The organism is Agreia sp. Leaf244 (assembly GCF_001422695.1).
Lineage (GTDB): Bacteria > Actinomycetota > Actinomycetes > Actinomycetales > Microbacteriaceae > Agreia.
The window spans coordinates 340315-362483 of the sequence record NZ_LMLX01000001.1; the positions used below are offsets into that span (position 1 = coordinate 340315).

The window sequence follows — 22169 nt, forward strand, 5'->3', positions numbered from 1 at the left end:
AACGGACAGCCATGACTTCGACTCCCCGCCTCGTCGCCTTCGATCTCGACGACACCCTCGCGCCGTCGAAGACGGCCATCGATCCGCGCATGGCCGACCTGCTGCTCGAGCTGCTCGAGCGCGTCGAGGTCTGCATCATCTCTGGCGGCCAGTACGGCCAGTTCACGGCCCAGGTCATCGACAGGCTCACGAACGCGAGCGCCGCGGCCCTCGAGCGACTGCACCTCATGCCCACCTGCGGCACCCAGTACTACCGCTACGGCGGCGGCACGTGGAACCAGGTCTACGCGCAGAACCTCACCGACGACGAGAAGCAGCGCGCGCTCGTCGCCGTGGAGTCCGAGGCCAAGCGGCTCGGCTACTGGGAGAGCGAGACCTGGGGTCCGATCCTTGAGGACCGCGGATCGCAGATCACGTTCTCGGCTCTCGGCCAGGGCGCTCCCGTGGCCGAGAAGTCGGTGTGGGACGCCGACGGGGTCAAGAAGAACTCGCTGCGCGAGGCCGTGCAGGCGCTTCTTTCCGACCTCGAGGTGCGGAGCGGCGGCTCGACCTCCGTCGACATCACGCGACAGGGCGTCGACAAGGCCTATGGAATGACGCGCCTGGCCGAGATCACGGGAATCCCCCTCGACGACATGCTGTTCGTGGGCGACCGCCTCGACCCCAACGGCAACGACTACCCGGTGAAGGTGCTCGGGGTCGAATGCCACGCGGTCGAGGGCTGGCACGACACGGCCGCCTACCTCGACGAGCTCATCCCGACGCTGTAGGCCCCACTCCCTGAGCCCGTCGAAGGGCCCCGTCTCGACAAGCTCGACGAACGGGGCCGCCGGCGATCACCAGGTGGAGTCGCCCCTGATCACCGCGTCGCTGCCACCATCGACGAAGACGACCTGGCCGCAGAGGTGCGAGTTCTCCTCGCTCACCAGCCACGCGAGCAGCCGCGCGGGCACGATCGCCTCGGCGAATCCGTTGAGCGGCATGGGCACGCCCTGGCGGATCTGCTCCCTGCCCTCTTCGGTCTCGAGCAGCGGTGCGGTCATGGGAGTCACGATGACCCCCGGCGCGATCGCGTTCAGGGGGATGCCCGCACCGGCCCAGTCGGGAGTCGGAGCGCTGCGCCTGATCCACTGCGCGAACGCCTTCTTGGTCGAGGCGTAGATCGAGCCGCCCGTCCCTCCCTGCGACACGACCTCGGCCCTCGCGAGCGCCGCCGCCTCGTCACCCGCGGTCATCGCGGCGACGAGTTCGTCGTCGACGGGGTGCAGGCTCGCCATCGAGGCGACCCCGACGGCGCGCGGCGCGTCGGACGTCGCGAGCAGCGGGCGGAGCCCCTCGAGCGTGGCGACCATTCCGAAGAAGTTGACCCCGACGGTGGCGGGGATCTCGGCCGCGAGCCCTGCGATCGCGAGCACCCCGTCGATGGATCCGCCGCTGATGCGCTCGACCTCGGTGACGAGCGTCGAGCGGCCCTCCTCCGTGGTGAGGTCGACGGTGATGTCGGCGTTCTTCAGGTCGACGCCGATGACGGTGGCTCCCCGTTCCGCAAGAAGGGCGGCGGTGGCCTGCCCGATTCCGGATGCGGCTCCGGTGACGACGTACGTGCGAGTCATGCGATCTCCTTTGATCATGAAAAGGTTTCCATTGGAAAGCATATCTGTCGACTAGCGTGGACTCCATGGTCGGCGGCGAATCCTCAGGCGAGCAGGCCGCTCCCCTGCAGTACCGCTCCGAGCTCGTCGCGATCCTCGCCGACCTGCAGGGCGTATGGGACTCTCCGCGGTTCCAGTCCGGCATCGCGCACTCCCGCCGACGCGACTTCGGCGCCATCGAGGTGCGCATCCTCTGGACCCTGGCCCGTCGCGGCCCGCTCCGGCCGTCGGCCCTCGCCCAGCTGCTGGTGACCGGCGCCCCGACGATCAGCAAAGCGCTCGTGAAGCTGACGGCATCCGGTCTCGTTCGCCGCGACGTCGACGCCAGCGACGGCCGCGCGCACACCATCGCGCTCACCGAAGCGGGCGTGGCCGCCGCGCAGGATCTCTACGACGCGGGCGACGACATGATCTCCGAGCTTCTCGCCGACTGGCCGGCCGACGAGGCCGCCGACTTCACGCGCTTCGCCCGACGTTTCCTCGAACAGACCATCGCATACGCGACGCGCTTGCCTGCGCCCTGAGACTGTCGAAAGCTCGTTCCCTGAGCCTGTCGAAGGGATGCCCTTCGACAAGCTCAGGGAACGGCGGGAGGGCCCTTCGACAAGCTCAGGGAATGGCGGCTCAGGGAACGCGGCGCAGGATGCGCCGGGCCCAGCGCAGCCACGGCAGATCGTGCGGCCAGTGGATGAACAGGGAGTGGAACCCCCGGCCGATGCGGGTGGCGAAACCGCTCGCATCGAAGAGCGGGCGCATCGAGATGCCCATTCCGAGCCCTCGCACATAGCGGATGCGCCGGCGCGGCCCGATGTGCATCGACAGGTCCATGTCATCGTGAACGACCTCGTCGCCTCGGTGCACGGCGTCGCTCACCGACGCCCAGGCGTCGCGGCGGATGGCGAAGTTCGAGCCGAAGAGGGGCGTGTGCCCGAGGGCCAGGAACACCGTTCCGAAGTACGCGCCCAGGTAGAACAGCGCCAGCGGCGCACGCAGAGCCCTCGGCCCGTCGATGAAGTGCGCGCCGCCGGTGACGGCGACGGCATCCGGATGCCTGACCAGGGCCCGTTCGATCCGCTCGAGCCAGTCGCGCCCTGGCAGGCAATCGGCATCCAGTCTCGCGATGACGTCGCAGGCCGCCGCGTCGTAGCCGGCCGCGCTGGCCGCCGGGATTCCGCCGCCCTCGATGAAGACCACGCGGGCGCCGGCATCGCGGGCGACCCGGGCGCTGTCGTCGGTCGATCCGTTGTCGACGACGACGATCTCATCGGGCCGGCGCGTCTGGCCCACGATCGCGCGCAGGCAGCGCGCCAGCAGGTCGGCGTCGTCCTTGACCGGGATGACGACCGAGATCGTCAGCGCGATGGCGTCTCGTCGCCCGATGCCTCGAAGAGGTCTTCTTCGGCCCCATCGCCTTCGTCGAGGCGCTCACCCGGCAGCTGGGTCTCGTCGGGCTCGTCCTCGGACTGCGGCTCCTCGAGTACGACCTCCGCCGGGATGCGTACGCGCAGCGCGCCCGCGTCGACCCAGGTGCGGAAGGCGACCGTGGTGCCGAAGCTGTCGCCATCGAGCTCGATGTCATGGGCGCGGTCGAGCTTCACGACGAGCTCCTTGCCCTTCACATAGTTGAGGGCGCGCACCTCTTTCGACAGACCGGCGAGGCGCCGGCCCGCGGCGGTGCGGCGCAGCACACCGTTCTCCCAGATGATCTTCACGATGATCTGCACCCAGCCCACGACGCCCTTGGGTCGCAGCATCACGATGTCGAAGAGCCCGTCGTCGACGGCCGCCTCGGGAAGCAGCAGGATATTGGCCGGCAGCGAGCCGCAGTTGCCGATGATGATCGTGTGGGCGCGCACGGAGTGGTTGCCCTGCTTGTCGAGGTTGTAACGCATGCGCAGCTCGTTCTTGTCGCGCAGGGCCTTGGCGATGGCGCTCACATAGGCCAGCCAACCGACCTTCTTCTTGAGGTCGTCGTCGGTGTTCGCGATCATCGTGGCGTCGATGCCGAGACCGGCCATCACCACGAAGGCGAACTTCTCGACAGAGCTGTCCTCGCGGCGCACCTGGATCATGCCGACGTCGATCGCCCGATCGTCGCCCGAGAACGCGGTCTCGACGGCGTGGTCGAGGTCGTTCAGGGTGAGGTCGAGGTTGCGGGCGAGCAGGTTGCCCGTTCCACTGGGAAGCAGGGCGAGCGAGGCCTCGCTTCCGTGCACGGCTTCGGCGACCGACCGCACCGTGCCGTCACCGCCGGCCGCGAGGATCATGTCGGCACCGGCATCCAGAGCGTCTTTCGTGACACCCTGCCCCGGGTCGTCGACGCTCGTCTCGAACCAGAGCGTCTCGCCCCACCCGTTGGGGCCCTCGTGCCGCTCGACCGAGGCGCGCAGCGCGTCGAGGTCGACCTTGATCGGGTTGTAGACGACGGCGGCGACGAGCTTCTGGCTGTCGGATGCGTCGGGCTGGTTTTCGCTCATGGGTCAAGGGTATGGGTGACGTGCGGTTGCAGGAATATATCCCTCCGACCGGATGCGCAAACGGCCGCGGAGGCCCTAAACTCTCCCGTCGATTCGCGGCCCCTCCCGCTAGGCTTGACTCTTGTGACCGAACCCACCCGCATCTCGCACCGCATCGCATCCATCGCCGAATCGGCGACCCTGAAGGTCGACAGCAAGGCCAAGGCGCTCCAGGCGCAGGGCCGCCCTGTCATCAGCTACGCGGCGGGCGAGCCCGACTTCGCCACCCCCTCGCACATCGTCGAAGCGGCGTCGCGCGCGGTGCTCGATCCCAAGAACTACAAGTACACCCCCGCGGTGGGCCTGCCCGACCTGCGCGAGGCCATCGCGGCGAAGACGCTGCGCGACTCGGGGCTCGAAGTGTCCGCGTCGCAGGTCATCGTCACCAACGGCGGCAAGCAGGCTGTCTACCAGAGCTTCGCCACGCTGCTCGATCCGGGCGACGAGGTGCTCGTGCCCACTCCCTACTGGACCACGTACCCCGAGGCGATCCGTCTCGCGGGAGGCGTGCCGGTCGACGTGTTCGCGGGCAGCGACCAGAACTACCTCGTGACCGTCGAGCAGCTCGAGGCCGCACGCACCGAGCGCACCAAGGTGCTGCTGTTCGTGTCGCCGTCGAACCCGACCGGCGCGGTGTACTCAGAGGAGCAGACCAAGGCGATCGGCGAGTGGGCCGACGAGCACGGACTCTGGGTCATCAGCGACGAGATCTACCAGAACCTCACGTACGACGGAGTGAAGGCGGTGTCGATCGTCGAGGCCGTTCCGTCGCTGGCCGACCGCACGATCCTGGTCAACGGCGTCGCGAAGACGTATGCCATGACCGGATGGCGGGTCGGGTGGATGGTCGGCCCGGCCGACGCCATCAAGGGTGCCGCGAACCTGCAGTCGCACCTCTCGAGCAACGTCTCGAACGTGTCGCAGCGCGCCGCCATCGAGGCCCTGAACGGTCCGCAGGACGCGGTCGAGGAGATGCGCCTGGCCTTCGACCGTCGGCGCAAGACCATCGTCGCGGGACTCAACGAGATCGAGGGAATCGTCTGCCCGACTCCCGAGGGCGCGTTCTACGTCTACCCCGACGTCACCGGGCTGCTGGGGCGCACATGGGGCGGAGTCACTCCCACCACGTCGCTCGAGCTGGCCGATCTGATCCTCGACCAGGCCGAGGTCGCCGTCGTTCCCGGTGAGGCCTTCGGTCCCAGCGGGTTCCTGCGTCTGTCGTACGCCCTGGGCGACGAGCCGCTGGCCGAGGGCATCGCACGACTGCAGAAGCTCTTCGCGGTCTAGCTGTCTGCGCGGGTCGGGTCGGTTTCCCTTCGACAGGCTCAGGGAACGGCCCTTCGACACGCTCAGGGAACTGCCCTTCGACAGGCTCAGGGAACGACAGGCCTAGACGCTGAGCAGGCGCAGCACGAGGGCGGCGATGCCCACCACCAGGAGCACGACGGGAGCTCCGAGTCCCTTCGTGTCGCTCACGCGCAGGTGGGCGACCACGGCGCCGATGAAGTAGACGATCACGCCGATGGCCGCGGCGACGCCGATGGGCCACCAGAAGATGCCGGCCACGAGACCGAGGGCGGCCGCGATCTCGAGCACCCCGAGCATCCAGACCTTGTCGCGGGGCATGCGCACCACGTCCATGCCCTTCATGACGGTCTCGTTCTTGATGAGCTTGTTGTAGCCCGAGCCGCCGACGGCGATCGCGAGCAGGGCGGACACGATGATCGAAGCAAGGAACATGGTTTTTCTCCTGAGGTCGTGGCCAACGATACGACATCAGATCATCCGAAGCAAGACGATCTCATTCTGGACGAACTCAGCCGGGAGTCGTACCCTTGGGTCATGGCCCGCGACTCGATCGATACCTCCTCCGGGGCGCGCACAGACGCAGAGACGGCGCCGATGCCGCCCGGAGTCTGCTCCTCGGTCGACAACCTCGAGACGGCCGATCTCACTTGGCTGATGCACAGGGCAGCCGAAGTGCTGCGCGCCGACTTCGACGCAGTCGCGAAGGCCGCGGGTCTGGCCGATCTGCGCGACTGGCTGGTGTTGTCCGTGGTGACCGACGGCATCCCCCGCACCCAGCTGGAGATCGCCCGACAGCTCGGGATCGACAAGACCACGCTGATCGCGGTGCTCGACCGGCTCGAGGGCAGCGACTTCATCGTGCGCAGCGCCTCGCCGACCGACAGGCGGGTGCGCATCCCCGCGGCCACGGCCGCAGGCGCAGCGGTCTACGAGAAGGTGACCGTGGAACGCGACGCCGCCATCGCGGCGAGACTGGGCGACGTGCCCGAGGCCGAGCAGCGGGCACTGCGCTCGGCGCTGTGGACTATCGCCAGCGCGCCCTCGGCGTAAACCTGCCGGGCTGTTACTTGGAGGCCTTCTTCTCTTTCTTCGAGATCGTTTCGCGCTCGGCCTCGAGCGTGGCCCGCAGATTGTCGTCGATGCGGTCGTCGACGACGCCGAGGAATGGGTTCGCCAGCCGCTTCTTCGCGGGCAGCGATGACAGGTAGGCGGTGGCCGCCTTCTGCACGCGAACGGTCGCCCGCTCGATCTTCGAGACCGACGCATCGGGGGTGGCGGCGATCTCCGCATGCTTCCCCAGAGCCTTGATGAGTTCGGCCAGCGCCGTGGTGATCTTCTTCGTCATGGGGGCATTCTCTCAGGCCAAGGTTAACTCGCAAGTCGAAGGCGATCATTGCTCACAACCGCGGTTCTGCCCGCGAACGGATGTGCAGAATCGAGCGCTCCGGGGCGTGTCGTCGAGCGGGGTTCTACGATGGGTCAGGGCCCCGACGTCTGACCGGATCGCCCTCCCCACTCTGCCGACGAAAGCCCTTCTTCTATGCGCATCGAACTCATCCGCCACGGCCAGACGGACTGGAACCGCGACGACCGGCTGCAGGGATCGAGCGACATTCCCCTCAACGCGACCGGCCGCGCGCAGGCCGTGGAGACCGCGGCCCTGCTCGCCGACCAGGGCCTGGCCGCCATCGTGTCGTCGCCGTTGGCGCGCGCCCGCGACACCGCTCGCATCATCGCCGACATCCTCGGTATCGAGCTCGGCGCCAGCTACGACGACCTCATCGAGCGCGATTACGCCTCGTTCGAGGGAACCGTGGCGTCGGGCCCGATGCCCGACGAGCCCGATGCCGAGTACCCCGATATCGAGAGCCGCGAGTCCGTGACGGAGCGCGGCATGCGCGCGATCGGCGAGATCCGCGACACACGGCTGCCGATCGACGGGCCGGATGCGACGATCGCCGCGGTCTGCCACGGCACGATCATCCGATACGTCCTCTCCGAGATCCTCGGCGAGGAGATCCCCCACATCCACAACGCCGCCATCAACGAGATCGAGTGGGCCGACGGCTCGTGGCGCGTGCTGAGCGTCAACCGCATGCCGACGCTCGACGTCTCGGAGTAGTTCCTCCTGCGCTAGAGCGGCGCGATCAGCTCGAGCAGCTCGAGTCGACCGCCGCCCCGGGGCACCTCGCCCACGACGCGACCGCCGGCCATCGCCACGGTGCGGTCGCACTGCTCCTGCAGCTCGTCGAGGTCGGAGGAGGTCATGATCACCGCCTTGCCCGCCGCCGTGATCTGCCCGAGGAGCCGCCACACTTCGGCGCGCTGCCCGGCGTCGAGCTCGCGGGTCGGCTCGACGAGCAGCAGCACACGGTGCTCCGATGCCGGGAACAGCTCGAGCAGGCTGCGGATGCGCACCCACTCGTCATCGCGTCCCCGCATGCGCACGGCGTCGAGCGCCCGGGCACCCGGCGTCGACGCAAGCTGCTCGTCGTCACGGCTGACCAGCCCCGTGTTCACCAGCGTCGGCAGCATCGAGGGCGTCGCGGGCGCGGAGATGCCGCCCACGATGCGCACCCGGTACTTCGGCTGCACCGTCACGATGGCGAAGATGCCGGCGCGGATCGCGGCGATGGTCGTGCTCGTGTCGACGGGCAGCCCCTCGAGCAGCACCACGCCGGTGGGCGCGGTTCCCGCGGTGCGCCCGAATACGCTGAGCAGCAGTTCGTTGCGACCTGATCCCTCGAGTCCGGCCAGGCCGACGATCTCGCCGGCCGCAGCGCTCACCGAGGCGTCGACGACCACCGGGGTCGTGCGGTCGAACTCGTCGAGAGTGCTCCAGTTCACGATCTCGACCAGGGTTTCGGATGGCGAGTCCGTCGCCCGGTCGCGTGGCGCAGGGCCCGTGGCGTCGACCGGCGCCTCGCCGGCGGGTTCCTCGCCGACCGGCGCATCGCCGGCCGGCGCCCCGCCGACCATCGCTCGGAGGAGCTGGCCACGGGCATCCACTCGACTGTCGCCGGGCCGCAGCACGGTCGTGACCGACCCCGACGAGAGAACCGAGACCGCGTCGGCGATCTCCAGCGCCAGGAGCGGACGCTGCGAGGCGATGACGACCGCGACTCCGTCGTTCGCGAGGCGGCGCAGCACCTGCGTGACGCGGTTGGCGCCGGCCTCGGTCAGAACGGCGGTCGGCTCTGTGAGGGCGATCGTGGTGGCCCCGTGGGCGAGTGCCCTGGCCACCTCGACGAGCACGCGCGACGCGTCGTCGAGCTCTTTCGCCGGGGTGGGGAGAGGCGTGTAGACGTCGACGCGGCGCAGCAGGGCGGTCGTGCGGGTGCGCATCGATACCCGGTCGACGATGCCCGGAAGCCCGAACAGCCGGCGGCGCGGCTCGATGCCCAGAAACACGTTGTCGGCCAGGTCGAGGGTGCCGGTCAGGCCGGACGCCCGCCGAACATGAGCGAAGGGGACGTCGCCCGCGACCTGAGCCAGGACGGCGTCGAGCCCGGGCGAGTCGACGCCGAGAACGACGTGGATCTCGCCCGGGCTCGGGCTGAACTGCTCGGGGATCAGCGGCCTCCGGAGCGGCGCTTGTTGTAGACGTCGAAGGCCACGGCGAAGAGCAGCACGAGGCCCTTGACGGCCTGCTGCCACTCGATGCCGATGCCCATGATCGACATACCGTTGTTCAGAACACCGATGATGAGACCACCGATGATGGCGCCGCCGATGGTGCCGACACCACCCTGAACCGCGGCTCCACCGATGAAGGCGGCCGAGATGGCCTCGAGCTCGAAGCCGTCACCGGCCTTCGGGCCGGCGAGGTTGAGACGAGCCGTGAAGATGAGGCCCGCGAGAGCCGCGAGGAATCCCATGTTGACGAACAGCCAGAAGGTGACGTTGCGGGTCTTGATGCCCGAGAGCTCTGCCGCGTGCAGGTTGCCGCCGATGGCGTAGATGTGCCGGCCGAAGACCGAGCGGTTCATCACGATGCCGTAGACGAGCACGAGCACGGCGAGCACGATCAGCGTGATCGGGATGCCCTTGTAGCTGGCGAGCGCGTAGGCGAAGAATCCGATGGCCACGGCGATGAGCACGAGCTTGGCGACGAACCAGATGATCGGCTCGACGGCCTGGCCGTAGCTCGCGCGGCCCTTGCGGGTGCGGAACTGCTGCACGACGAGCGCGATGATCGCGATGGCCGCGACGCCGAGAGTCAGCGGATCGAGTTCGAGTTCACCGAAGACGTTGCTGAGGAAGCCATTGCCTAGCGCGCGGTACTCGGTGGGGAACGAGCCGATGTTGGCGTTGCCGAGCACGACGAGCGCGAGGCCTCGGAATATGAGCATGCCCGCGAGCGTCACGATGAACGCGGGTATGCCCACGAAGGCGATCCAGAAGCCCTGCCAGACACCCACGAGGGCTCCGACCAGCAGCGACAGGATGATCGACAGCCACCAGGGAAGGCCCCATTGCACCGCGAAGACACCTGAGACGGCGCCGACGAAGGCCGCGACGGATCCGACCGACAGGTCGATGTGGCCGGCGATGATGACCATCACCATGCCGATCGCGAGAACGAGAATGTAGCCGTTCTGCACGATCAGGTTGGAGATGTTCTGCGGTCGCAGCAGGATGCCGTTGGTCAGCACGCTGAACAGCACCACCACCAGGATGAGCGCGATGAAGATGCCGTTCTTGCCGAGGTCGGACAAGATGTGGCTGAACCGTTCGGTGAACCTGTTCTCAACCGGGTTCACCTGGCTGCCGGCCGCGACGCCGTCGGCGGGCTTGGTCTCGAGGTCAGACATGTCGTTGTGCTCCTATATCCACCAGCGCGAGCGCTAGCGGGCCTTTTCCATGGTCATGAGTTTGAGCAGAGCCTCGGGGCTCGCCTCTTCGATCGGCAGTTCGCCGGTGATGCGTCCCTCGGACAGGGCGTAGATGCGGTCGCAGATTCCGAGCAGCTCGGGCAGTTCGCTCGAGATGACGATCACGCCTTTGCCCTCGGCGGCCAGCTTGTTGATGATGCTGTAGATCTCGTACTTCGCTCCCACGTCGATACCGCGGGTGGGCTCATCGAGGATCAGAACGTCGGGGTCGGAGTAGATCCACTTCGACAGCACGACCTTCTGCTGGTTTCCGCCCGACAGCTTGCCGGTCTTCGCCAGCACGGTCGGAGACTTGATGTTCATGCTCTTGCGGTACTCGTTGGCGACGGTCCACTCCTGGCCGTCGTTCACGAGGCCGAGCTTCTCGAGCTTCTTCAGCGCCGCCATCGAGATGTTGCGCTTGATGTCGTCGATGAGATTGAGCCCGTAGGTCTTGCGGTCTTCCGTGGCGTAGGCGAGGCCGTTCGCGATCGCCTCCGACACGGTGCGGGTCTTGATCTCGACGCCGCTCTTGTAGACGCGGCCGCTGATCTTCGAGCCGTAGGTGCGGCCGAACAGGCTCATCGCGAACTCGGTGCGGCCGGCGCCCATGAGCCCGGCGATGCCCACGATCTCTCCGCGACGCACGTTGATGTTGACGTTGTCGACCATGACGCGGCTCGGGTCCTGGGGGTGGTGCGCGGTCCAGTCTTCGACGCGCAGGATCTCGTCGCCGATGTGCGGCGTGTGATCGGGGTAGCGGTGCTCGAGGTCGCGGCCCACCATGTCTTTGATGATGCGCTCTTCGGTGACGTCGCTCTTCTTGATCGTCTCGATCGTCTTGCCGTCACGGATGACCGTGACGGAGTCGGCGACCTTCTTGATCTCGTTCAGCTTGTGGCTGATGATGATCGCCGTGATCCCCTGCTCTTTCAGGTGCAGGATCAGGTTCAGCAGGTGGTCGCTGTCCTCGTCGTTCAAGGCAGCGGTGGGCTCATCGAGGATGAGCAGCTTCACCCGCTTCGACAGCGCCTTCGCGATCTCGACGAGCTGCTGCTTGCCGACTCCGATGTCCATGATCTTGGTCGTCGGGTTCTCGCGCAGGCCGACCCGGGCGAGCAGCTTGGCCGCCTCGGAGTTGGTCTTGTTCCAGTCGATGAGGCCCATGGCCCCACGCTGCTCGTTGTTGAGGAAGATGTTCTCGGCGATCGACAGGTACGGGCTCAGGGCCAGCTCCTGGTGGATGATGACGATGCCCTCGGCCTCGGAATCGCGGATGTCCTTGAACTCGACGATCTTGTCTTCGAAGACGATGTCGCCCTCGTAGGTGCCGAACGGGTAGACACCCGACAGCACCTTCATGAGCGTGGACTTGCCGGCGCCGTTCTCGCCGCAGATGGCGTGCACCTGGCCACGGCCGACCTCGATCGTGACGTCTTGCAGCGCCTTGACGCCGGGGAACGTCTTGGTGATTCCCCGCATCTCGAGGATGTTGGGGGCACCGCCATCGAGCGGAGCGTCGCTGAGAGGTGCGTCGACCATGTCCGTCATCTGCGAACCTGCTTCCTTGCTGGTTGTTCGTGTGGTGGGTATTACGTCGCCCTAGGCGGCGACGAGAGACTGGATGCGCCGGGCGCGCGACCCGATCGGGTCACGCGCCCGGAACATCCGGGATCTTTGGTGTATTAGCCCTTGATCTCGTCTTCAGTCCAGTAGCCGGAGTCGACCAGAACCTCGGTGATGTTGTCCTTCACGACGATCTGCGACTCGAGCAGGTAAGAAGGAACAACCTTCGCGCCGTTGTCGTAGTCCTTCGTGTTGTTCACCTCGGGCTCTTCGCCGTTCAGGATGGCGGTGGCCATGGCGACAGCGACCTTGGCGAGTTCGCGCGTGTCCTTGAAGATGGTCGCGTACTGCTCGCCCGAGTTGATCGCCTTGACCGAGTCGAGCTCGGCGTCCTGGCCGGAGATGGTCGGCCATTCGTCGCCCACCGTGTAGCCGGCGTCGGTGAGAGCCGAGATGATTCCACGCGAGATGCCGTCATAGGGCGAGAGAACCGCGTTGACCTTCTTGGAACCGTCGGAGTACGTGGAGGTCAGGATGTCCTCCATGCGGCTCTGCGCGGTTTCGCCGTCCCAGCGGAGGGTTGCGACCTGCTCGAAGTCGGTCTGGCCACTGCCGACGACGAGAACGCCGCTGTCGATGAGGGGCTGGATCTCCTGCATGGCGCCGTCGAAGAAGAACGTGGCGTTGTTGTCGTCGGGCGAACCGGCGAAGAGCTCGATGTTGAACGGGCCGGCGGGTGCGCCTGAGATGGGCGTTCCGTCGAGCTCGGTGAGGCCGAGACCGTTCAGCATCGACCAGGCCTGCTGCTGGCCGACCTTGAAGTTGTCGAACGACGCGTAGTAGTCGACGTTCTCGGTGTCGCGGATCAGGCGGTCGTAAGCGATGACGGGGATGTCGGCGTCGGCCGCATCCTGCAGAACACTGGTGAGCGTGGTGCCGTCGATCGAGGCGACGATCAGGGCCTTGGCGCCCTTGGTGATCATGTTCTCGATCTGCGAGACCTGGGTGGGGATGTCGTCTTCTGCGTACTGCAGGTCGACGGTGAAGCCGGCGTCTTCGAGCTGCGACTTGACGGCGTCGCCGTCCTGGATCCAGCGCTCGCTCGACTTGGTGGGCATCGCGACGCCGATGAGGCCGCCGTCTCCGCCGCCTTCTCCGCCGCCGCCTGAGCCGCTGGAGCAGGCCGAGAGGCCGATGATCATCGCGCCGGCGGCGACGCCGGCGAGGAGGGTTTTGATTTTCACTGTGTGAATTCCTTTCGAATGTGCAGTGGACGTCGTTGTCTGCAGTGGTGCACGAACCGGCATCGTCCCGGAGACCGATTCGTTCGCCGTGCAGGGCGAGAGCCCAGCGCGGCAGAGGGGGTGCGGGCTAGGGAGAGGATGGACGGGCTGCGCTGCGCGTGCTGCTGGCCATGTCTACGACTCCCTTGTCTGCTCTGGTGCGAGGTGCGATCCACATTCCTTGTGAACGTTCACAACGCGTGTTCATACTAGACCCGCAACGGATCACCGTGTCAACCACCATTTCGGGCCGTGTCACGATCGTTACCGATTCAGCGGCGGGCCGGTGGATCCGCGCACAACGAGGGTCGGAGCGATGATGCCGTCGTACTGCTCCCCCGCGTCGAGGCCACCGAGAAGCAGAGCCACGCAGCGCCGTCCGAGCTCGGCGAAGTCTTGCCGCACCGTCGTCAGGGGCGGCCAGAAGTGGGCGGCATCCGGAATGTCGTCGAAGCCGACGATGCTGATGTCGCCCGGAACATCGAGACGGGCGTCGCGGATCGCGTGCATGAGACCCAGGGCCATCTGGTCGTTGGCGGCGAAGATGGCCGTGAAGTCGCGCACGCGCAGCAGCTCGCGCCCGGCGAAGTAGCCGAACTCGGCGGTCCAGTCGCCCAGGAACGGGGCCGTCGTCGGCATGTCCTGGGCGTTCATCTCGTCGAGGAAGCCGGTCATGCGCGCCTCCGCCTCGATCCAGTCCTGCGGGCCGGCCAGGTGGTAGATGGAGCGGTGACCGAGTTCGATCAGGTGGCGGGTTGCGAGACGCGCACCCATGATCTGGTCGACCGAGAGAGACCTGTCTCCGTCTGTCCCCGTCGACTGCAGGGTGACGATGGGCAGGCGCAGCGCCATGCCCGCGAGGGTGTCGAACGTGCGCCGCTGCGGCGCGATGACCACGAGTCCCTCGATGGCCTGGTCGAGCAGGCGATCGATGGCGCGCACGATCGAGGTCGATTCGAAGCCCTGGATGTTCGCCGTCGTCACCGCGTAGCCGGCCGCGTTGGCCGCGTCCTCGATCGCCTGGATACTGGCGGCGGGGCCGTAGTTGGTACGCGACGCCGACAGGATGCCGATGGTTCGGGATCGAGACGTGACCAGCGCGCGGGCGGCCCGGTTGGGCCGGTACTGCAGCTGCTCCATCGAATCGAGCACCCGCTGCTTGGTCTCGTCACGGATGTTCGGGGCGTCGTTGATGACTCTGGAGACCGTCTGGTGGGAGACCCCGGCGAGGCGCGCGACATCGTGCATGCTCGGCGCCCGTGACTTCTTCGCCACCGGCTCGGGTTCGTCTGCCACGCGCTCTAACCTCATCGTTGTTCACGTTCACAAGGGTGAGCGCCAGTCCATTATGCACGCGTCGCGGGTTGCGGCACCTTCGCGCTGCCCCTGAACTCGTGAGCAGGGACTGCGCACGCGCACGCGACCCGCCACAGAATGCGCAGATCCGACCGGAGAACAGCACTCTGTGGCAAGTCGACGCCCACCCCCACGCGCGACCTGCCACAGAATGCGCAGATCCGGCCGGAGAACAGCACTCTCTGGCAAGTCGACGCCCACCCCCACGCGCGACCTGCCACAGAACGCGCAGATCCGACCGTCGAACAGCACTCTCTGGCAAGTCGACGCCCCGGCGGAGTCTCGAGCTGACCCGAAGTGCTGTCCTACGCGAAAAAGAGAGCACTTCGCGTCAGGTCGAGGTCTGGTGAACCTGTCGATCTGACGCGAAGTGCTCTCAAGTGAAGCGGGTGAGGCGCGTGGAGCGCGTGGAGCGCGTGGAGCTGTGCTGGGCCTAGCGGCCGAACGCCTGCGCGGCCGGGCAGTCGAACGGGTCTCCGCCGGCCGAGAGTCCGACCTTGTTGAGGTAGCGGATCACGATGCCGTACGACTGACGCAGACCGGTCTCGGTGTAGAGGATGTCGTGCTTCTCGCAGTACTCCTTGGCGATGGCCTGAGCCTTCTTGAGGTTCGGCCGGGCCATGTTCGGGAAGAGGTGGTGCTCGACCTGGTAGTTGAGCCCGCCCATGAAGGTGTCCATTACGAAGCCGCCGCGGATGTTGCGCGAGGTCAGCACCTGGCGACGCAGGAAGTCGACCTTGCTGTCGTGGGGCAGCGTGGGCATTCCCTTGTGGTTTGGGGCGAACGAGGCGCCCATGTAGACCCCGAAGACGGCGAGCTGAACACCGATGAAGGCGAAGGCCATTCCGGGCTCGAGCAGCAGGAAGATGACGATGACGTAGGCCGCGATGCGCGTGGTCAGCATGCTGATCTCGAGCCAGCGCTTGTCGACCTTGCCCTTGCCGAACACCGTGCGGAAGCCGTGGATGTGCAGGTTCAGGCCCTCGAACATCAGAACGGGGAAGAAGAAATAACCCTGGCGCTTCGTGGCCCAGGCGTAGAGGCCCTTCGACTTGGCCGCGTCTTCAGGGATGAACGAGATGAAGTCGCGTTCGATGTCGGGGTCTTTGCCGAGCACGTTGGGGTTGGCGTGGTGGCGGGAGTGCTTCGTCATCCACCACGAGTAGCTGATGCCCACGAAGAGATTGGCGAGAGCGCGTCCGGCGATGTCGTTCGCCTTGCCCGAAGTGAAGACCTGACGGTGCGAGGCCTCATGAGCCAGGAACGCGAACTGGGTGAAGATGATGCCGAGTGCGGCAGCCATCAGCAGCTGGAACCACGAGTCGCCGAGCAGCACGATACCCACGCCGACGCCCCCGAGGGCGGCGACGAGCACGCCGAACATGGAGTAGTAGAAGCCCTTGCGGCGGCGCAGCAGGCCGGCGTCGCGAACGGTGTTGAGCAGCGAGGAGTACTCGCTGGTCGGGCTGGTGCGCGCCCCGCCGGGCTTGGTCTTCGTGAACGTGATGCGCGGTTTTACTGTGTCAGTCACAGAGGCCCCCTTCGGCCATCGGGCCCGAGCAGGGCAGCAAGACAACCAGGTTCTAGGGGTGACTTGTTGCCACTCTACGGGGCGGGGCCTCGATCATGGGGTCGAAGGCCGGATGCACGGACGACCCACAGGCGCTTGCCAGCCCCGGTGGGTCAGGCGGGTGATCGGTGCGTCTGTATATAACGCAGGATGCATATGATCACTCCCCCGAGCAGGGCGCCGCTCGTATTGGCCGCGACATCGCCGAGCGAAGCGTATCGAGCGGGAAGAAACAGCAGCTGCGCGAGTTCGATGCACGCCGACGCGAGCAGTCCGAGCACACCCGACACCCACCAGAAGGACGGCCGCACGAGGATCGCGATCAGAGCGCCGATGGGCACGAACATCACGACGTTCGAGGCCGACTCGACGACCGCATAGGTCACCCAGTGCGGCAGGCCGTTGCGATGCAGAAACGCGAGCGTGCGGCCGATCGCCAGGTGGAACGGCCTGTCGACCGGCGTGGGCCAGAAGGTGATGGCGATCACCACCAGGGTGATCAGCCCCAGAGCCCCCCACGCCCAGCGTCTGAATCGAGGGCTGTCCATTCGCCGAGGGTACCCGAACAGTGTTTCGACGCCATTTCTTTCGTGGCGCCGAAAAGCCCTACACGCCCAGGTAGTGCTTCAGAGCCTCGTCGCCATCGCGCGGAACGAACCCTGTGTCGGCGAGCTTGCCCAGGGGCAGCACGCTGCCCAGCGGGCGCGGCGCGACCGACTTGCCGGCGAAGTACTGCTCGGTCGAGACCCCGGTCACATCCGACGCGGAGTGTCCGGTGAGCTCGTAGACGCGCGCGGCGATGGCGGCCCACGACTGCGGCTCGCCCTCGTTCGTGAGGTTGTAGGTGCCGAAGTCGGCGCCCGTCGTCAGCAGGTGCCGGATGCCGTCGGCCAGGTCGGTCGTGAAGGTCAATCGCCCGATCTGGTCGTTCACGACACTCGGCGCCACTCCGCGAGACGCGAGCGACGCCATGGTGCGCACGAAGTTGTTGCCCTCGCCGATGACCCAGCTGGTGCGCACGATGTAGTGACGCGGAACGGTCGACACGATGGCGTCGGCCGCCGCCTTGGTCTGGCCGTACACGCCGAGCGGCGAGAACGCCTCGTCTTCGGGGTGCTCGGCCGCGGTTCCGTCGAAGACGTAGTCGCTCGAGACGTGCACGAGGGTGAGCCGGTTGGCGGTGGCGACCGATGCGAGCAACGCGACGGCCGAGACGTTCGCGGCCCAGGCATCCGATCGGCCCGATGCCGTCTCGGCCTCGTCGACCTTCGTGTAGGCGGCCGCATTGATGATGGTGTCGTAGTCGCCCCAGTGCCGCGAGGCGTAGCTGGCCGGGTCGGCGACGTCGAACTCGGCGCGCGACACGTATTCGGCGTCGGGGAAAACGTTGCGCAGCGCGAGGCCGAGCTGACCGCCCGCGCCGAGCACGAGCGTGCGCGCACCCTTCATGGGAACGACGTCGGCGAGTCGCGGGTGGGCCTGGTCTTTCGCGCTGATCTCGACGTCGTCGAGCGAGATGGGCCAGGGGATGTTCGCGGTCTCGTCGGCGAGGTTGAGGAACGTGTACGAGGCGGCCGGGCTCCAGTGGTCGTTGACCAGGTAGGTATAGGCCGTGTCTTCTTCGAGGGTCTGATACGAGTTGCCGACTCCGCGCGGCACATAGACGGCGCGGCCCGCGTCGAGCTCGACGGTCACGACGGCGCCGAACGAGTCGCCCTCGCGCAGGTCGACCCACGCCCCGAAGATGCGCCCGGTGGCCACCGACACGTACTTGTCCCACGGCTCGGCGTGGATTCCGCGGGTGGTGCCGGTCTTGCCGTTGAAGGAGATGTTGTTCTGCACCGGACCGAAGTCAGGCAGCCCCAGGGCGAGCATCTTCTCGCGCTGCCAGTTCTCTTTGAACCAGCCGCGGTTGTCGCCGTGCACCGGAAGGTCGAGGATCACGAGCCCCGGAATCGCCGTCTCGGTCAGACGCAGTTCGTTCGCTTCGGTCATCGGTAACACCTGTGCTTTCTCTTGCCGCGCGCGTTCGGTCGCGCGCAGCGAGCCTACCGGGAACCGGCGCGGGGGTCACTCCGTTGCGCCGGGAATGGACTCGGGTTCTCGACGCTTGTAGCTCGTCATGACCTCTGTCGCGACCCGGCCCGGCACCACCTCCTCCGACCTGCGTGGATGGCTCGGGGTGCTCTCTGTGTCTCTGGGCTCGTTCGTGCTGGTGCTCTCGGAGTTCCTGCCGATCGGCCTGCTCACGGCGATCTCCGACGATCTCGACGTGAGCATCGGAACCGCAGGCCTGATGGTCGTCGCCACGGGGCTGGCCGGTGCTGTCAGCGCGCCGATCGTCACCATCGCCACCTCGCGGATCGACCGGAGGATCGTGCTGTGGTCGCTCAGTCTTCTGCTCGTGCTGGCCGACCTGCTGGGCGCAATGGCGCCGAACTTCACCGTGCTCATCGTGGCCCGGCTGCTGCTCGGCGTCGCCCTCGGCGGCTTCTGGTCGATCGGCGCCGGCGTCGCAGCGCGGCTCGTGCGCCCCGAGTCGGTCATCCGGGCCTCGTCGTTCATCACGGCCGGCATCTCGGTGGCGACCGTCGTGAGCCTTCCGCTCGGCTCGTTCATCGCATCCGTCGCCGATTGGCGCCTCGCGTTCGTGATCGGCGCGGCACTCGGCGCTGTCTCGCTCGTCGGACAGTTGCTGCTGCTGCCGAAGATCCCGTCGGTGCAGCGGGTGCGCGCGTCGACTCTGGCCGCGCTGCTGAAGCTGCCGCGCGCCCGGGTGGGACTCATCGGCGCGGCGTTCGTGTTCGTCGCCCAGTTCGCGGCCTACACCTTCGTGTCGCCGTACCTCGAAGAGCTCGTCGAGCTCGACGCGGGAACCATCACTCTGGCGCTGCTGATCTTCGGAGTGGCCGGCATCGTGGGCAACTTCGCCGCGGGCTTCACTCTGTCGCGCAGCGTGACCGCCACCGTGGGAGTCGCGATGACCGTCGTCGCCGCCACGATCGTGCCGCTGCCCCTGCTCGCGTCGTCGCTCGTGGGCGTGTTCATTCTCATCACCGCCTGGGGCCTGGTGTGGGGTGGCCTGCCGCTCGGCATGCAGACCTGGATGGCGAACGCCTCGCCCTCGGCATCGGAAGGGGGTCTGGCGCTCTTCGTCACCACGATCCAGCTGTCGATCGCCGCGGGATCCGTATTCGGCGCCCTGGCCGTGACCGCGAACGGCCTGGCCTTCGACTTCTGGCTGGCGGGCGGAATCGCGGCGGTCGGCGCCGTGGTGGTGTTCAACCTGGGCCTGCGCGGCGACCGGGCGGCGGCCTCGGCGAACGCGAACGCCGCCGCGATCGCCGCCCTGGAGCCGCAGCCCGTTCGCTGACCTGTGCAACCGCCTCGGGCGGAATACCTCGTCGACGGGCGCGGTTCGAGAGGGGGATGTCACTCTCACCGAACTCCTCCCCGCCCACTTCTGCCCCAGCATCCGACTCCCTTGCGGCATCCGACCGCGTGGCCCTCGTGGTCGGCGCGTCGGGCATCGCGGGTTCGGCCCTCGTCGACACACTGACGGCCGATGGATGGCGGGTGCTCGCGCTGGCCCGTTCCGAGGGCCGGCAGGCCCCCGGGGTCGAATGGATCGCGGCGGACCTGCGTTCGCCGGAAAGCCTGCGCCAGGCCCTCGAGGGGCGAGGCGTCAGCCACGTCTTCTTCACCGCCTGGTCGCGCCAGTCGACCGAGGAGCAGAACATCGCGGTGAACGGGGGCATGGTGCGCGACCTGCTCAAAGCGCTCGACGGATCTGCCGTGGTGCACGCTGCACTGGTGACGGGCCTCAAGCACTACCTGGGCCCGTTCGACGCCTACGCCCAGGGAGAGATGCCCGACACTCCTTTTCACGAGGACGAGCCCCGGCTCGACATTCCGAACTTCTACTACGCGCAAGAGGACGAGCTCTTCGCTGCTGCAGAGCGCCAGGGCTTCACCTGGTCGGTTCACCGTTCCCACACGGTGATCGGCCACGCCGTCGGCAACCTGATGAACATGGGGCTCACGCTCGCGACCTACGCCTCGATCTGCCGTCACCTCGATCAACCCTTCGTCTTTCCCGGCAGCGAGACGCAGTGGAACGGCGTGACCGACATGACCGACTCCACCGTTCTCGCCGAGCAGATGGTCTGGGCCTCCACGTCGCCGGCGGGCGCGAACGAAGCGTTCAACGTGGTGAACGGCGACATCTTCCGCTGGCGCTGGATGTGGCCGAAGCTCGCCGCATACTTCGGCGTCGAGCCCGTCGGCTTCGAGACGAGCCCGCGACCTCTCGAGCAGCAGATGGAGGGAATGGACGAGGTGTGGGCGACGATCGCGGCGCAGCACGACCTCGTCGAGCCAGACCTCGGCCGCCTCGCGTCGTGGTGGCACACCGACGCAGACCTGGGCCGTGACATCGAGGTCGTGACCGACATCAGCAAGAGCCGCCTGGCCGGGTTCCACACCCATCACCGCACAGTGGACTCGTTCACGGCCCTCTTCGATCGCTACCGACACGAGCGGCTCATCCCCGCCGCGTGAACCGAACGGGGCCGGGTGACGGACTCGGCTTCCGCGGTCGGTTTCTGTTCGTGCGCGCACCCGCACCCGCGTTCGCACTCGCACTCGCACTCGCACTCGCACTCGCACTCGCACTCGCACTCGCACTCGCACTCGCATGGGCATAGTGGAGCGCGACCCCACGGAACCTGACTCTGATGGGTGATCGCAGCGGATCGAACTCTGCCGGCGGCACCCAGCGGTAGCTGTCTTCGTAGCGTTCGCCGACGATCCGCGCTATGCGATGACCGTGATTGTGCAGGTGCATGTGGTGGAACCTGCAGAGGAGGACTCCGTCTTCGACATCGGTCTTGCCGCCTTCGCTCCACGGATCGATGTGATGCACCTCGCAGAACGACGGCGGGGCGTTGCACCCCGCCACGACGCATCCGTCTTGGAGGGAGGCGATCGCCAGGCGCTGCTTGGCCGCGAAGAGGCGCACCTCCCGGCCGAGGTCGAGCGGCGCGCCCGCGGAGTCGACAATCAGGGGAACGAACCCGGTGTCGCAGACCAGTCGATCGATGGTCTTCATCGAGACGGGGATGCCCGTTCCTTCGATGAATGCGACACCGTCGCTGTTGGGCCGCGTGAGTTCGTCGGCCCTGACGACGACCTGCACCGTTGGCCGCTTCTGCGCGAGCAGCGCGTTCTCGTCGACGAGGGCACCGGCCTTGAGCAGGGCCACGAGCACCGAGGCGCGGATCTGCTCGGTCGTGCGCGGGTCGTCTTCGAGAGCCTTTGCCATGGTCGCGGCCTTGCCGTGAACGAGTCGAGGCCCGCCGATTCGGGGACCGAGTAGCAAGTCGAGGGTGTTCTTGAACCAGGCGCCGTCTTCGGGCGCGAACGACGCGCGCAGATGAACCATCCCGTCTCGATCCGTGTAGATCTTCGCCTCTTGCCTGGCCTGCATTTCGCGCTCGTTCTCCGCCACGCTCGCGCGATCGAGCAGCGCACGCGCGTTTCGGGCGTCACGATAGACCAGCTCGGGCGCGTCGAGTGGATGCAGATACTCGAGAATTCGGTCTGCCGCCGCGGCCAGCGCCTCTGGAGACACGTCATCGGCGCTGCCGCCGAGCCCCGCACGCAACGCCTCGAATCTGTCGGGGCTGATGGCGCCCGACTGCATGCGCTCTGTGATCGACGCGAACCACGGCCGCTGCGGCAGCCCTGCGTCGGCCTGCCCGCCGGGCGGTGCGAACCGCACTGGCGACGCCTGCATCACAGACTTGCCGAGGTTGTCGATCTTTCGGGCGTCGGCCTTCGTGCTGCCGGTCAACGCGGCGATCATCGACTGCGGATTCAGGTGCCCCTCGGTCTTCGCGAGCCCCGCCCCGCCGAGCTCTCTGCGGGAGCGCTGGTTGATCTCGGCAGCCCCACAGGCCAGCGCTCGATCGACCTCGTGCCTGAGACCCGCCGTGATGCTCATGAATGTCTTCAACTCATCAGAGGTGAACTCTGAGAAGTCG

General features: G+C 67.1%; 21 protein-coding genes. 7 read left to right on the top strand and 14 right to left on the bottom strand.

All coding sequences use genetic code 11. From position 1 onward, the window contains the following. Nucleotides 1-11 precede the first annotated feature (11 nt). The gene (locus tag ASF06_RS01575; RefSeq protein WP_055942483.1) at nucleotides 12-770 is read left to right on the top strand and encodes an HAD-IIB family hydrolase; all 759 of its coding nucleotides are present in this window, start codon (nucleotides 12-14) and stop codon (nucleotides 768-770) included. Nucleotides 771-836: 66 nt separating this feature from the next. On the opposite strand, the gene ASF06_RS01580 is transcribed toward ASF06_RS01575, so the two are convergent. Continuing rightward, nucleotides 837-1613 carry an SDR family oxidoreductase gene (locus ASF06_RS01580; RefSeq protein ID WP_055944023.1) on the bottom strand — a complete coding sequence of 259 codons (777 nt, stop codon included), beginning with the start codon at nucleotides 1611-1613 and terminating at the stop codon, nucleotides 837-839. 65 nt (nucleotides 1614-1678) lie between these two features. Here ASF06_RS01580 and ASF06_RS01585 point away from each other — a divergent pair, with 65 nt between their 5' ends. Continuing rightward, complete coding sequence (locus ASF06_RS01585; protein WP_055942487.1) at nucleotides 1679-2176, top strand: MarR family winged helix-turn-helix transcriptional regulator; 498 nt, start codon at nucleotides 1679-1681, stop codon at nucleotides 2174-2176. Between the two features lie 100 nt (nucleotides 2177-2276). Here the strand turns inward: ASF06_RS01585 and ASF06_RS01590 are convergent, their stop codons facing one another. Together ASF06_RS01590 and ASF06_RS01595 are read right to left on the bottom strand one after the other, a co-directional pair. Further along, nucleotides 2277-3032 carry a glycosyltransferase family 2 protein gene (locus tag ASF06_RS01590; RefSeq protein ID WP_055942490.1) on the bottom strand — a complete coding sequence of 252 codons (756 nt, stop codon included), beginning with the start codon at nucleotides 3030-3032 and terminating at the stop codon, nucleotides 2277-2279. Next, nucleotides 3005-4129: a diacylglycerol/lipid kinase family protein gene (locus tag ASF06_RS01595; RefSeq protein WP_082500620.1), complete on the bottom strand. Its 1125-nt coding sequence runs from the start codon at nucleotides 4127-4129 to the stop codon at nucleotides 3005-3007. The genes ASF06_RS01590 and ASF06_RS01595 overlap by 28 nt, the downstream gene beginning before the upstream one ends. 123 nt (nucleotides 4130-4252) lie before the next feature. Between ASF06_RS01595 and ASF06_RS01600 the strand changes: the two genes are divergently transcribed. Further along, nucleotides 4253-5455: a pyridoxal phosphate-dependent aminotransferase gene (locus tag ASF06_RS01600; protein ID WP_055942491.1), complete on the top strand. Its 1203-nt coding sequence runs from the start codon at nucleotides 4253-4255 to the stop codon at nucleotides 5453-5455. A gap of 102 nt (nucleotides 5456-5557) precedes the next feature. On the opposite strand, the gene ASF06_RS01605 is transcribed toward ASF06_RS01600, so the two are convergent. Beyond that, the gene (locus ASF06_RS01605) at nucleotides 5558-5908 is read right to left on the bottom strand and encodes a DoxX family protein (RefSeq protein WP_055942494.1); all 351 of its coding nucleotides are present in this window, start codon (nucleotides 5906-5908) and stop codon (nucleotides 5558-5560) included. A 102-nt stretch (nucleotides 5909-6010) separates the two neighbouring features. On the opposite strand from ASF06_RS01605, the gene ASF06_RS01610 reads away from it, so the two are divergent. Beyond that, on the top strand, nucleotides 6011-6526 hold the full coding sequence (locus ASF06_RS01610) for a MarR family winged helix-turn-helix transcriptional regulator (RefSeq protein WP_157439035.1): 516 nt from the start codon (nucleotides 6011-6013) through the stop codon (nucleotides 6524-6526). Nucleotides 6527-6539: 13 nt separating this feature from the next. Here ASF06_RS01610 and ASF06_RS01615 read toward each other — a convergent pair whose 3' ends face one another. Next, entirely contained in the window at nucleotides 6540-6821 is a 282-nt protein-coding gene (locus tag ASF06_RS01615; protein ID WP_055924271.1) for a hypothetical protein, read from the bottom strand. Between the two features lie 195 nt (nucleotides 6822-7016). On the opposite strand from ASF06_RS01615, the gene ASF06_RS01620 reads away from it, so the two are divergent. After that, nucleotides 7017-7598, top strand: a complete 582-nt coding sequence (locus tag ASF06_RS01620) for a histidine phosphatase family protein (protein WP_055942499.1) — start codon at nucleotides 7017-7019, stop codon at nucleotides 7596-7598. Between the two features lie 11 nt (nucleotides 7599-7609). Here the strand turns inward: ASF06_RS01620 and ASF06_RS01625 are convergent, their stop codons facing one another. The 8 genes from ASF06_RS01625 to ASF06_RS01660 all read right to left on the bottom strand — a co-directional run bounded on the left by ASF06_RS01625 (nucleotide 7610) and on the right by ASF06_RS01660 (nucleotide 18120). Continuing rightward, the gene (locus tag ASF06_RS01625) at nucleotides 7610-9133 is read right to left on the bottom strand and encodes a hypothetical protein (protein WP_157439036.1); all 1524 of its coding nucleotides are present in this window, start codon (nucleotides 9131-9133) and stop codon (nucleotides 7610-7612) included. After that, complete coding sequence (gene mmsB, locus ASF06_RS01630) at nucleotides 9049-10290, bottom strand: multiple monosaccharide ABC transporter permease (RefSeq protein WP_055942504.1); 1242 nt, start codon at nucleotides 10288-10290, stop codon at nucleotides 9049-9051. Before mmsB ends, ASF06_RS01625 begins: the two co-directional genes overlap by 85 nt. A 33-nt stretch (nucleotides 10291-10323) precedes the next feature. Further along, on the bottom strand, nucleotides 10324-11892 hold the full coding sequence (gene mmsA, locus ASF06_RS01635; RefSeq protein WP_055927697.1) for a multiple monosaccharide ABC transporter ATP-binding protein: 1569 nt from the start codon (nucleotides 11890-11892) through the stop codon (nucleotides 10324-10326). A 143-nt stretch (nucleotides 11893-12035) separates the two neighbouring features. Beyond that, on the bottom strand, nucleotides 12036-13160 hold the full coding sequence (gene chvE / locus ASF06_RS01640; RefSeq protein WP_055942507.1) for a multiple monosaccharide ABC transporter substrate-binding protein: 1125 nt from the start codon (nucleotides 13158-13160) through the stop codon (nucleotides 12036-12038). Nucleotides 13161-13463: 303 nt separating this feature from the next. Next, complete coding sequence (locus ASF06_RS01645) at nucleotides 13464-14447, bottom strand: LacI family DNA-binding transcriptional regulator (RefSeq protein WP_235497179.1); 984 nt, start codon at nucleotides 14445-14447, stop codon at nucleotides 13464-13466. A 541-nt stretch (nucleotides 14448-14988) separates the two neighbouring features. Further along, nucleotides 14989-16086: a fatty acid desaturase family protein gene (locus ASF06_RS01650; RefSeq protein WP_082500621.1), complete on the bottom strand. Its 1098-nt coding sequence runs from the start codon at nucleotides 16084-16086 to the stop codon at nucleotides 14989-14991. A gap of 152 nt (nucleotides 16087-16238) precedes the next feature. Next, a complete protein-coding gene (locus tag ASF06_RS01655; protein WP_055942510.1) occupies nucleotides 16239-16673 on the bottom strand; it encodes a VanZ family protein in 435 nt (144 codons plus the stop codon). A 58-nt stretch (nucleotides 16674-16731) separates the two neighbouring features. Then, nucleotides 16732-18120: a sugar nucleotide-binding protein gene (locus tag ASF06_RS01660; RefSeq protein WP_055942514.1), complete on the bottom strand. Its 1389-nt coding sequence runs from the start codon at nucleotides 18118-18120 to the stop codon at nucleotides 16732-16734. A gap of 127 nt (nucleotides 18121-18247) precedes the next feature. Between ASF06_RS01660 and ASF06_RS01665 the strand changes: the two genes are divergently transcribed. Both ASF06_RS01665 and ASF06_RS01670 read left to right on the top strand, forming a co-directional pair. After that, nucleotides 18248-19498: an MFS transporter gene (locus tag ASF06_RS01665; protein ID WP_082500622.1), complete on the top strand. Its 1251-nt coding sequence runs from the start codon at nucleotides 18248-18250 to the stop codon at nucleotides 19496-19498. Between the two features lie 56 nt (nucleotides 19499-19554). After that, the gene (locus ASF06_RS01670) at nucleotides 19555-20685 is read left to right on the top strand and encodes an SDR family oxidoreductase (RefSeq protein WP_055942517.1); all 1131 of its coding nucleotides are present in this window, start codon (nucleotides 19555-19557) and stop codon (nucleotides 20683-20685) included. Here ASF06_RS01670 and ASF06_RS01675 read toward each other — a convergent pair. Next, nucleotides 20669-22129: an HNH endonuclease signature motif containing protein gene (locus ASF06_RS01675; protein WP_055942519.1), complete on the bottom strand. Its 1461-nt coding sequence runs from the start codon at nucleotides 22127-22129 to the stop codon at nucleotides 20669-20671. The two genes, ASF06_RS01670 and ASF06_RS01675, sit on opposite strands and share 17 nt — an antisense overlap. Between the last annotated feature and the right edge of the window lie 40 nt (nucleotides 22130-22169).